This is a genomic window from Pseudomonas uvaldensis (assembly GCF_021271205.1).
Lineage (GTDB): Bacteria > Pseudomonadota > Gammaproteobacteria > Pseudomonadales > Pseudomonadaceae > Aquipseudomonas > Aquipseudomonas uvaldensis.
The window spans coordinates 28,072-40,632 of the sequence record NZ_JAIWKS010000006.1; the positions used below are offsets into that span (position 1 = coordinate 28,072).

The following is a 12,561-nucleotide window of genomic DNA, read 5'->3' on the forward strand; positions in this document are numbered from 1 at the left end:
TCACGCACGGCTGAGCGTAGACGGGGATGTTTCGTTCTGCCGGGCCAAGGCGCTGAAAAAAGCAGCCGTGCGGCTTAAACGATTCAGGTTTCCCGGCGCTCCCTACCGTCCATCTTTTTTACGGTTTCAGGTGGATTTGATATCAAAGTACTACTAGGCGACATTTGTTTCCTCGGCTACGCTTTGCGCTACAAAGGGACTACAAATGGTGAAGGGATTTGTCGCAGTTTCACTTTATCTCCGGCCTGCCACGCTCGGGCTCGACCCTCCTCTCCGCGATTCTTCTGCAGAATCCACGCTTCCATGCCGGCATGACCAGTCCCGTTGGCTCACTGTTCAGTGGCGTCCTGCAACAATGCAGCGCCGGCAGTGAGTTTGGCTCGGTGATCGACACCGAGCAGCGTCGGCGTCTGTTGCGTGGACTGTTCGACTCGTACTACGCCGACAAGGCCGACAAGCCTGTCATCTTCGATACCAACCGCCATTGGTGCGCCCGGCTGCCGGCCTTGCAGGATCTTTTCCCTCAGGCCAAGACCATCGCGTGCGTGCGCAACGTCGCCTGGATTCTCGACAGCCTGGAGCGGCTCTATCGCGCCAACCCGTTCGAGAACACCAAGCTGTTCAACGACGATGACGAGCGCAACACCGTCTACAGCCGCTGCGAAACCCTGGCCCAGCGTAATCGCCTGGTGGGGTTTGCCTGGACAGCGCTCAAGGAAGCCTATTACGGGGAAAACGCCGAATCGCTGCTGATCGTTGATTACGACCTGCTGAGCCAGGCCCCCGAGCGAGTGATGCGGCTGGTCTACGAATTCATCGGCGAGCCGTGGTTCGAGCACGATTTCAATCACTTGACCTACGACGCGCCAGCCTTCGACCAGGCCCTGGGCGTGGCCGGGCTGCACAAGGTCAAGCCCAGGGTCGCGCCGCAGGCCCGGCGCACGCTGCTGCCGCCGGATCTGTTTGAAAAATATGCCGAGTTGTCGTTCTGGCGCGACGGGTCCGCCAGCGCTGCCAATGTCATCCGTGTGAAAACCGACGCCGCGATCAGCTGATCGCGGTTTTCTTTCATTCGCGTATTCAAGAAGTTCGAGTCCAGGTGATCGTCATGTGGTGGAGCAAAGGTAAATCGCGGGTAACCGAGGGCGCACAGGCCCTGGCATCGCCAATGATCATGTCCCTGGAGCCGCGAATGTTGTTCGACGGCGCGGTGGCCGCCACCGTGGCCGACGCGGCGCAGCCGGACGCCCAGCCCACGGCCGAAGCCGCCAAGACGCCCACCGCCGATCAGTCGGCCGATAGCAGCCATGCGCCCCAGGGGCAGGTGGATGCCACCCAGGCCGCCGTTCCGGGCAAGTCCGTGGTGTTTGTCGACTCACGGGTCAAGGATGCCGCTAACCTGCTCGAGGGCGTGGCGCCCGGTACCGAGGTGGTGCAACTGGATGCCACCAAGGATGGCCTGCAACAGATCGCCGATTACCTGGACACCCACCAAGGCATCAGCTCGGTGCAGATCATCGCCCACGGTAACGCCGGGGACTTGTGGCTGGGCAACAGCTATTTGTCGGCGGACAACGTCCAGGCCCGCAGCGAAGTGCTGGCGCAGATCGGCCAGGACATGAATGTTGGCGGCGATATCCTGATCTATGGCTGCTACACCGCCGAAGGTGATCGTGGCCTGAGCCTGGTGGATTCCCTGTCGCAGTTGACCGGCCGTGACGTGGCGGCATCCAACGACCGCACGGGCCTGGGCGGTGACTGGGACCTGGAAATCGCCACCGGCAACATCGAAAGCGCCAATGTGCTATCGGCCAAGGCCATGAGCGAGTACCAGTGGGGCCTGGCCACCTGGACCGCCACCAACAATGCCAATTCCGGCGTGGGCTCCTTGCGCGCGGCCTTGGGTTCTGCGCAGAACGGCGACATCGTCACCTTCAACAGCAGCATGACCGTCGCCCTGACCCAGGTACTGGTGGTGAACAGGAACGTCACCATCGATGGCGACCTCAACAATGACAACGTTGCCGATGTCACCCTGGATGGCCAATTCCGTACCCAGGTCATCAGCGTGTCGTCCGGTACCACGGCCACCCTCGACGGCCTGGTGATTACCCGTGGCATCGTCTCGGGTAATGGCGGTAATGGCGGCGACGATGCGCTGGTGGCCAAGGGCGGCGGGATCTATAACGCCGGCACCTTGACCCTGCGTAACGTCACGGTCACTGCCAACGTGGCGGCAGGTGGCGGTGGCGGTGGCGGTGTGACGCCGGAATACGCCGGTGGTGGCGGCGGCGGTGGTGGCGCGATCGGCGGAGGGATCGGCGGCCGCGGTGGCGATACGCTCAACTCCTCGGGCTCCCTTGGCTCGACCAACCAGGGCGGTGCCGGTGGTGGCTTCTTCAATATCGGTGGCCGTGGCGGCTCCTCTACCGGCGGTGCCGGCGGCGCTGCCTATCCCGGCTACAGCACCGGTTCTGCCGGTGGCTCGGCCTCCAGCGCCGGGTTGTCCATTGGTGGCGGTGGCGGCGGCGACGGCTATAACGACATCGGCGGTGCCGGCGGTGGCGCAGTCGGCGGTATCTACAACGACACCGGCGCGACCCTGCGGATCATCGGCAACTCGGTCATCTCCAACAACGTCGGCGCAGGCGGCGGTGGTGGCGGTGGTGGTGCCGGCGGGGGCTACACCCAGGCGGGCGGCGCGGGCGGTGTCGGTGTCGGCGCGATCTGGAACAAGGGGGCGGTGCTGATCACCGCCGCCAACTTCGCGGCAATGAGTGGCAACGCCGGCGGCAGCGGTATTGGTGGGACGAGTGCCGGCACGGCCGGTGTCACTCCGGCGTCAGTGGCCAATGTCTATGGTGACGGCGGTACCATCAATACCAACTATGTACCGGACGAAACCCCACCTACCGCGACCATCGTGGTTGCTAACACCAGCTTGAACTCCGGCGCCACGTCGCTGGTGACCATTACCTTCTCCGAAGCCGTGACGGGCCTGAGTGCCTCGGATCTGACGGTGCAGAACGGCACCATCGGTACGCTGACCAGCGGCGACGGCGGTGTCACCTGGACCGGCACCCTGACCGCGGCCAGCAATATCACCGATACCACCAACCTCATCACCCTGAACAACACCGGGGTCTCCGACCTGGCCGGCAACGCCGGCGTGGGCACCACCGATTCGAACAACTACGCGGTCAACGACACCGTGCTTCCCACCGCCTCCATCGTGGTGTCCGACACCGCACTCAGGGCCGGTGAAACCTCCCTGGTGACCATCACCTTCAGCGAAGCGGTAACCGGTCTCACCACTGCCGACCTGACGGTCGCCAACGGCACGCTCACTGGCCTGAGCAGTGCCGACGGCGGTATCACCTGGACGGCCACCCTGACCCCGGACGCCAGCGTCACTGACACCAGCAACCTGGTGACCCTGGACAATACCGGCGTTGCGGACCTGTCCGGCAACGCGGGTACGGGAACGACCAACTCGAACAACTATGCCATCGACACCGCCCGTCCAACGGCCACTATCGTGGTGGCGGATACAGCGCTGAGCGTTGGTGAAACCTCCCTGGTGACCATTACCTTCAGCGAGGCCGTGACCGGCTTCACCACCGCCGACCTGACTGTCGCCAACGGCACGATCACTGGCCTGAGCAGCGCCGACGGCGGCATCACCTGGACCGGGACATTGACTCCGAGCGCCAGCATCAGCGACACCACGAACCTGGTCTCGTTGAACAGTGGCAGCATTGCCGACCTGTCCGGGAACGTGAATACCGGCACGACCGACTCCAACAACTATGCGATCGATACGCTGCGCCCGACGGCTACCATCGTGGTGGCCGATACGGCGTTGAGCGCCGGCGAAACGTCCCTGGTGACCATCACCTTCAGCGAGGCCGTGACCGGTTTCACCCTGGCCGACCTGACGGTTGCCAACGGCTCCCTGAGTGGCCTGAGCAGCAGCGACGGCGGCATCACCTGGACCGCCACTCTGACGCCGAGCGCCAGCGTCACTGATGCGACCAATCTGATCATCCTGGCCAATACCGGTGTACTGGACGCGGCCGGCAACGCCGGCACCGGCACCACCAACTCCAACAACTACGCGATCGACACCCAGCGCCCGACTGCAACCATCGTGGTCGCCGATACGGTACTGAGCGTGGGTGAAACCTCGCTGGTGACCATCACATTCAACGAAGCCGTGACGGGCCTGACCACCGCCGACCTGACGGTCGCCAACGGCACGGTCACCGGTCTGAGCAGTGGCGACGGCGGCATTACCTGGACGGGAACCTTTACGCCGACGGCGGGCATCAGCGATACCACGAACCTGATCACCCTGAACAACACCGGGGTGACTGACGCCGCGGGCAACGCCGGCAGCGGGACCACCGATTCCAACAACTACGCCATCGACAACGTGCGTCCGACCGCCACCATCGTGGTCGCCGACAGCACGCTGAGCGCGGGCGAAACGTCGGTGGTCACCATTACCTTCAGCGAAGCCGTCACCGGTTTCACCCTGGCCGACCTGACCGCGGCCAACGGTGTGCTGAGCGGGCTGAGCACCAGCGACAACATCACCTACACCGCGACGTTCACCCCATCGGCCGGCATTTCCGATACCAGCAACCTGATCACCCTGGACAACACCGGCGTCACGGACGGAGCGGGCAACGCGGGCAGCGGCACCACCAATTCCAACAATTACGCGGTCGATACCCAGCGCCCGACCGCCACCATCGTCGTGGCCGATACGGCGTTGAGTGTCGGTGAAACATCATTGGTGACCATCACCTTCAGCGAGGCGGTCAGTGGCTTCGACAATTCTGACCTGACCGTCGCCAACGGCACGCTGAGTGCAGTCAGCAGCAGCGATGGCGGCATTACCTGGACCGCTACCTTTACCCCTGCCCTGGGCGTCGTCGACACCACCAACGTGATCGTGCTGAACAACGCCGGCATCAACGACGCGGCGGGCAACACCGGTACCGGCACCACCAGTTCGAACAACTACCAGGTCGACACCAACGTGCCGACGGCGACCGTGGTCATCGCCGACTCGTCGCTGAGCATCGGTGAAACCACGACGGTGACCATCACCTTCAATGAAGCGGTGAATGGGTTCGACAACAGCGACCTGACGATCCGCAACGGGACGCTGAGCAATGTCTCATCCATCGACGGGGGCGTTACCTGGACGGCGACTTTCACCCCGAGCGTCGGTATCTCCGATGCCAGCAACGTCATCACCCTGGACAACACCGGGGTGCGCAATGGCGCGAACAACGCCGGCGTAGGCACCACCGACTCCAACAACTATGCGGTCGATACCGTGCGCCCCACCGCGACTATCGTCGTCGCCGACACGGCCATTGCCGCTGGCGAGACCTCGCTGGTGACCATCACTTTCAGCGAGGCGGTGACCGGTTTCACCAGCGCCGACCTGACGGTCGCCAACGGTTCGATCTCCGGACTGAGCAGCAGCGATGGCGGCATCACGTGGACGGCCACGTTCACGCCGACCGGTGGTATCACCGACACCAGCAACGTCATCACTCTCGCCAATGGCGGCGTCGCCGACCTGGCCGGCAACGTGGGCAGCGGCACGACGGACTCCAACAACTACAGCGTCGACAGCCAACGCCCGGTCGCCACCATTGTGGTGGCCGATTCCAACTTGAGTGTCGGCGAAACGTCATTGGTGACCATTACCTTCAGCGAAGCGGTGACTGGCTTCACAAATGACGACCTGAGCGTTGCCAACGGAACCCTGAGCGCCGTCAGCAGCAGCGACGGCGGCATCACCTGGACGGCCACGTTCACCCCGGCTCCCGGTACCCGGGATGCGACCAACCTGATTACCCTGGACAACAGCGGTGTGAGCGATGCGGCTGGCAATGCGGGTACTGGCACCACCAATTCCGGTAACTATGCCATTGATACCCAGGTGCCGACCGCGACCATTGTGGTAGCCGATACTTCCCTGAGCATCGGCGAGACGTCGCTGGTGACCATCACCTTCAACGAAGCGGTGAGTGGTTTCGACAACAGTGACCTGACCATCAGCAACGGGACGCTGAGTAACGTTTCGTCTTCCGATGGCGGCGTCACCTGGACGGCGACCTTCACCCCGAGCGTCGGCGTTTCCGATACCAGCAACCTGATCACCCTGGACAATACCGGGGTGCGCAACGTTTCGAACAACGCCGGCGTCGGCACGACCGATTCCAACAACTATGCCGTCGATACCGTGCGTCCCACCGCGACTATCGTCGTCGCCGACACGGCCATTGCCGCTGGCGAGACCTCGCTGGTGACCATCACTTTCAGCGAGGCGGTGACCGGTTTCACCAGCGCCGACCTGACGGTCGCCAACGGTTCGATCTCCGGACTGAGCAGCAGCGATGGCGGCATCACGTGGACGGCCACGTTCACGCCGACCGGTGGTATCACCGACACCAGCAACGTCATCACCCTCGCCAATGGCGGCGTCGCCGACCTGGCCGGCAACGTGGGCAGCGGCACGACGGACTCCAACAACTACAGCGTCGACAGCCAACGCCCGGTTGCCACGATTGTGATGAGCGATTCGACGTTGAGACCGGGTGAAACCGCACAGGTGACCATCACCTTCAGCGAGGCGGTGACCGGTTTCACCAACGACGACCTCAGCGTTGCCAACGGCACCCTGAGCGCTGTCAGCAGCAGTGACGGTGGCATCACCTGGACAGCCACCTTCACGCCGACCGTGGGTCTGAGCGACGCCACCAACCTCATTACGCTGGACAATGCCGGCGTGAGCGACGCGGCCGGCAATGCGGGGACCGGTACCACCAATTCGACCAACTATGCGGTCGAGACCCGAGTGCCGACGGCCACTGTCGTGGTTGCGGACAGCTCGCTCACAGTGGGCGAAACCTCCCTGGTGACCATCACCTTCTCGGAAGCGGTCAGCGGTTTCGACAATTCGGACCTGAGCGTTGCCAACGGCACGTTGAGCAACGTTTCGTCTTCCGATGGCGGAGTGACCTGGACCGCCACCTTCACGCCGGCAACCAGTGTCAGCGACACCAGCAACCTGATCAGCCTGGACACCAGCGGCGTGACCAACGTATCGGGCAACAGCGGCGTCGGCGTGGTGGACTCCAACAACTACGCAGTCGACACAGTGCGTCCGGGCGCCACCGTCGTGGTGGGCGACAACACCCTGGGCATCGGCCAGACCACTACCGTGACCATCAGCTTCACAGAGGCGGTGACCGGGTTCGACCTGTCAGACCTCAGCGTTGCCAATGGCGTGTTGTCCAATCTCTCCAGTAGTGACGGCGGCCTGACCTGGACCGCGACCTTGACGCCGACAGTGGGCGTCAGCGACACCACCAACCTGATCCTGCTCGATGCCAGCACGGTGCAGGACGTCGCCGGCAATGCCGGCGTGGGTATCGCCATCTCCGGCAACTATGCGCTCGACGCCACCCGGCCGACCGCGACGATCGTCGTCGCCAATCCGAATCTGGGCGTCGGCCAGACGACCCAGGTGACGTTCACCTTCAGCGAAGCGGTGACCGATTTCGACCTGTCGGACCTCAGCGTCACCAACGGTGAACTGACCAACCTGACCACCAGCGATGGCGGCAGGACCTGGACCGCGACGTTCACCCCGACGGTGAACCTGACTGACCCGAGCAACTTCATCGCCCTGGATACCAGCAATGTCAGTGACCTGACAGGCAACGCCGGGGCCAGCGTGGCGGTGTCCAACAATTATGCAATCGACACCGTGGTGCCTAACGACGTGAAGCCACCACCGGAGTTTTTGACAACGGACCCGATTACGGTCGTTCCACCGTCCGACGTGCCGTTGCAGCCGATCATCTTTAACCCGCCGACAGGCGACCTGGGATCGCCGTTGGGCTTCCCTCCGTTGTTTGAGCAGCGGGATGTGGGCGGCGGCCTGCGGCCGATAGGCGACATCTTCATCAACCGTGGCGAACTGGCGCCGAGCTATATTGCCCAGGTCTTCAGCAACGACGCCGGCGGCGATGGCTCGGGGCATGGGTTCCTGGGCTTTGGGGGCGGCGATGGCGGTGTGTTTGGCATCAGCACGATCTCGAGCCTGTTCAATCAGGACTCCGGTTCCGAAAGCGAGTCGCTGGACGCCTTCGACAACCCGTCGATGCAGGGCGGGGATGTGTCCCAGGGGATACGGGGAATGTTCGGGGCACCGACGCTGGGCCAGCAATTGCAGCACCTCAAGGACACTGAACAGCGTCAGGTCGACAGCCTGGCAACGGCTCTACAACAGGTGGGTATCAGTCGGGTACTGGCCTGAAGAATTCAAAAAAAATTGTGCGGCAGCCAGGGGCAATCCAGGGAATGAATAGAAGTCAGAAGTTATTCGGTATGAGTCTGCTGGCGTTGGTGGTCAGCGGGTGTGCAGTCACCAGTGAACCGATCGATCGCAGCGCCAGTGAACAACGCGCCAAGACCGACTTGCAGAACATGTACAAGGATCAGGAACCCCTCAGTGGTCCGCTGACCCTGCACCAGGCCATGGCCCGGGCAGTGAAGTACAACCTGGAAGGCCGCCTGAAGGTCATGGAAGAGGCCCTGGCCAAGCGGCAACTGGACCTGGCCAGTTTCGACATGCTGCCGCGCATGGCGCTGGACGCGGGTTATGTCGGTCGTAACAACGTCAACGCTTCCAGTAGCCAGAGCGTCGAGACCGGCACCCAGTCCCTGGAACCGTCGACCTCCCAGGACCGCGACCGTGAAGTGGCGGACCTGACCATGGTCTGGAACGTGCTCGACTTCGGTGTCAGCTACATCAGCGCCAAGCAGGCCGGCGACCAGCGCCTGATCGTACAGGAGCGCCGGCGCAAGGTGATCAACACCATCGTCCAGGACGTGCGCTCAGCCTACTGGCGAGCCATGGCCGCCGAGCGGTTGCTCAAGCAGATCGACAGCCTGATGGCCCGTGTCGAGGCGGCGCGCAACAACAGCCAGAGCATGAGCGAGCAGCGCATCGGTGACCCGGTGCAAGCCTTGGGTTACCAGCGTTCGCTGATCCAGGCGACCCGCCAGCTCGAAGAGCAACGGCGCGCGTTGTCCCTGGCCAAGACCGAACTGGCGACCCTGATCAACTTGCCGCTGGGCACCGAACTGACCTTGGCGACGCCGGATGAATACGAGATCCCGGAACTCAAGGTCGACATGGCTCGCCTGGAACAGGAAGCCCTGACCAGCCGCCCTGAACTGCGCGAGCAGGACTACCAGACACGTATCACTGCCGCCGAGACCCGCAAGGCCATGCTGCGCCTGTTGCCGGGGCTGGAGTTTTCTGCCGGCGGGCATTACGACAGCAACTCGTTCCTGGTGGAACAGGGCTGGGCCGACTATGGCGTGAAAGTCACCTGGAACCTGTTCAATGTGATCTCCGCGCCGGCGGCCATCGACGTGGCCAAGGCCGGTGAAGAAGTGGCGGCGGCGCGTCGCCAGGCGATGTCGATTGCGGTGCTGGCGCAACTGTATGTCGCCAATGCCAACTATCGTGATGCGCTGCGCCAGTTCAAGACCAACCAGCAACTGTCGGACATCGACGGGCAAATCGTCGGTCAATTGCGCAGCCGTCATCAGGCCGCCGGCATCGGTGAGCTGGACCTGATCCAGGGCGAGCTCAACACCTTGCAGGCCGATCTGCGGCGGGACCTGTCCTATGCCGACCTGCGCAACGCCTATGGCCAGATCTTCGCCAGCGCTGGCCTCGACCCGTTGCCCGACGAAGTGAAATCCACCGAGGTGCAGTCGATTGCCACGGCGCTGGCCAATCGTGAAGCCGCCTGGGCACAGGGCGACATCACGGTTCCCAAGGCAGCGGTGACGCCCTGACAGGGCGCTGCCATGACGCGCCCTGCGTTCTCACGGCTGCCGGTGGCGGTGAACCTGCCCTTGCTATTGCAAGCACTGGCGGCCATTGAAGATGAGTGCTGGCAGGGGCATTTCAACAATGCCTACCACACCGGCGACTGGAGTGGCGTGGCGCTGGTTTCGGCTGCCGATGCGTTGACCGAATTGTCACCCGGACGCGGCCAGCCCTTGTTCCGGGCGCCCTGGACAGCTGACGGTCGTTGGCAGGAAGCGTTGCGTGATTGGCCTCTGGATATCGTCTCGGCCCGATTGCTGCGACTCGGGCCCGGCGGACGGATTCACGAGCACCGTGACTATGACTTGGGTGGGCCGGACGGTGACCTGCGTCTGCACATCCCCTTGCTCAGTCCGCCTGAAGTGGATTTCTGGCTGGATGGACAACGCATTCCGATGAAGGCCGGAGAGTGCTGGTTCCTCGACTTGTCGCGGCCCCATCGCGTGGATAATCGAGATGCGTTGCCAAGGGTTCATCTGGTACTCGATTGCCGTCCTGACCCATGGCTGGAGCAGCAGATTGTCCAAGGGCTACCTGCCACACCGGCCGCTGGCACCGGCCAAAGCGACTTGATGCGTTTTCAGCAGCAGGTGCAAACCGATCCGCAACTTGCCCGGACCCTGCGAGGGTTGCACGACGTAGAGGCCTTCGCCGAACGTGTCATCGAGTCGGCTGCCCGGTGCGGGCTGCATGTCACTCGCGAAGAACTGCGCGCGGCCATGCGCAACGGCCGTCGGCAGGGGCGTGAGCAATGGAAGGCCTGAGCCTGGACGGCTGGCTGCCGATCCGCGTATGGCAGGAGAGCGGGCAGTGGAAGGTCGATTGGTGCTGGTTCGGGGATCGACGATTGTCGCAGCCGTTTTTCGGCGACGCGGTGGAGCAGGCCCTGCGCTTGCCATTCAACCAGGTGTTTCGTCGCCAGACGCCTTTGAGCAGCCTGGCGCAATGGCAACGGCAAAGTCCTGGTCTTGATCCCGGTGTGTTCATTTTCCACGCCTCCCGATGCGGTTCGACATTGGTCAGCCAGATGCTTGCACAACTGCAAGACCACATCGTCATCTCCGAGCCTGCGCCGCTGGATACCCTTCTGCGTTGCGACTTGCCGCACGCTGAGCGGTGCCTGGCGCTCAAAGGGTTGTTGTCGGCCTACGGGCAACGCCGACGAGGTATCGAGCAGCGGCTGGTAGTCAAACTCGACGCCTGGAATATCGGTGAATTGCCACTGCTGCGCGAGTGCTTTCCCGATACCCCCTGGCTGTTCGTGTATCGCGATCCCGTGGAAATCGCCGTTTCTCACTTGCGCCGTCCCGGCATGCACATGGTGCCCGGTATGATCGGAGCGAGTGTGCTGGACGATGAATTACCATTCGCCGGGCAGGAAGATTTCATCCCGCGACGACTGGGGCGTCTGCTGCAAACAGGCGTGGAACACTGCCGGGCGTTTGCCGGAAGGGTGGTCAACTACGGCGAATTACCCGGGGCGATGGCGGGCAGGCTGGCGGATTTTTTCCGGCTGGATGATACACAACTCAAACAGGCTTTCACTGCAGTCGGACAACACGCCAAACAACCGTTGCAGGCGTTTGCCGGTGATAGCGAAGACAAGCGTCGAGAGGCTTCGCCGCTGTTGCGCGAGCGGGTAATGCATTGGGCCCAGGAGCCCTACGAGGCGCTTGAGCGCCTGAGAAAATCCTGAGGCCACAGGGATGGGCGTACTTTAGGCTCAGTTTGAAAAGTCTTGAGACGAAGGTCAGGCAAGGCGAAAACCGGCGAGGAAGCGCAGTTTACTGGAGTAAATGAGCATTCCGAGCCGGTTTTCAACGCAGCATGAACGAGTATCAAGGCTTTTCAGACAGAGCCTAAGGCTTGTTGGGCGACAGCTCTGCCATCCCCTTGAGCAATTCGATCGGCAGTGGAAACACGATGGTAGAGCTCTTGTCCCCGGCAATGGACCCCAGCGTCTGCATGTAGCGCAGTTGCATGGCACCCGGCTGGCGCCCGAGCATTTCGGCGGCCTGCATGAGTTTTTCCGAAGCTTGCAATTCGCCTTCGGCGTGGATCACTTTGGCCCGTCGCTCCCGTTCGGCTTCGGCTTGCCGGGCAATGGCGCGGATCATCGATTCGTTGAGGTCCACATGTTTGATCTCGACGTTCGCCACCTTGATACCCCAGGCGTCGGTCTGGGCGTCAAGCACCTGTTGGATGTCGCCGTTCAACTGCTCGCGTTCGGCCAGTAATTGATCCAGGTCGTGTTTACCGAGGACGGCGCGCAGGGTGGTCTGGGCCAGTTGGCTGGTGGCCATGAGGAAATTTTCCACCTGGATAATTGCCTTCTGCGGGTCGAGTACTCGGAAATACAGCACCGCGTTGACCTTCACCGAGACGTTGTCGCGGGTGATCACGTCCTGAGGCGGTACGTCGAGCACAATGGTGCGCAGATCGACGCGGATCATTTGCTGGACCACCGGAATCAGCAGGATCAGCCCCGGTCCTTTGACTTGCCAGAACCGCCCCAGTTGGAACACGACCGCCCGTTCGTATTCGCGCAGGATCCGGAATGTGGACGCCGCCAGCGCGATCAACAGTATCAGCAGCAGCGTAAAACCGATTTGCATACCCAT

6 protein-coding genes are annotated in these 12,561 nt (G+C 62.7%); 5 read left to right on the top strand and 1 reads right to left on the bottom strand.

Going from position 1 to position 12,561, the window contains the following annotated elements; translation table 11 throughout:
- Window positions 1-218 precede the first annotated feature (218 nt).
- The 5 genes from LCU97_RS15000 to LCU97_RS15020 are packed head-to-tail and all read left to right on the top strand — an operon-like array spanning window position 219 to window position 11,636.
- Window positions 219-1,055, top strand: a complete 837-nt coding sequence (locus tag LCU97_RS15000) for a sulfotransferase family protein (protein ID WP_053148110.1) — start codon at window positions 219-221, stop codon at window positions 1,053-1,055.
- Window positions 1,056-1,108: 53 nt separating this feature from the next.
- Window positions 1,109-8,350, top strand: a complete 7,242-nt coding sequence (locus tag LCU97_RS15005; RefSeq protein ID WP_232777016.1) for an Ig-like domain-containing protein — start codon at window positions 1,109-1,111, stop codon at window positions 8,348-8,350.
- Between the two features lie 44 nt (window positions 8,351-8,394).
- Window positions 8,395-9,906, top strand: a complete 1,512-nt coding sequence (locus LCU97_RS15010) for a TolC family protein (protein WP_053148105.1) — start codon at window positions 8,395-8,397, stop codon at window positions 9,904-9,906.
- Between the two features lie 12 nt (window positions 9,907-9,918).
- Window positions 9,919-10,704, top strand: a complete 786-nt coding sequence (locus LCU97_RS15015; protein WP_232777017.1) for an aspartyl/asparaginyl beta-hydroxylase domain-containing protein — start codon at window positions 9,919-9,921, stop codon at window positions 10,702-10,704.
- Window positions 10,692-11,636: a sulfotransferase gene (locus tag LCU97_RS15020; protein ID WP_232777019.1), complete on the top strand. Its 945-nt coding sequence runs from the start codon at window positions 10,692-10,694 to the stop codon at window positions 11,634-11,636. The genes LCU97_RS15015 and LCU97_RS15020 overlap by 13 nt, the downstream gene beginning before the upstream one ends.
- Before the next feature lie 163 nt (window positions 11,637-11,799).
- Here the strand turns inward: LCU97_RS15020 and LCU97_RS15025 are convergent, their stop codons facing one another.
- The gene (locus LCU97_RS15025) at window positions 11,800-12,561 is read right to left on the bottom strand and encodes a slipin family protein (RefSeq protein ID WP_053148098.1); all 762 of its coding nucleotides are present in this window, start codon (window positions 12,559-12,561) and stop codon (window positions 11,800-11,802) included.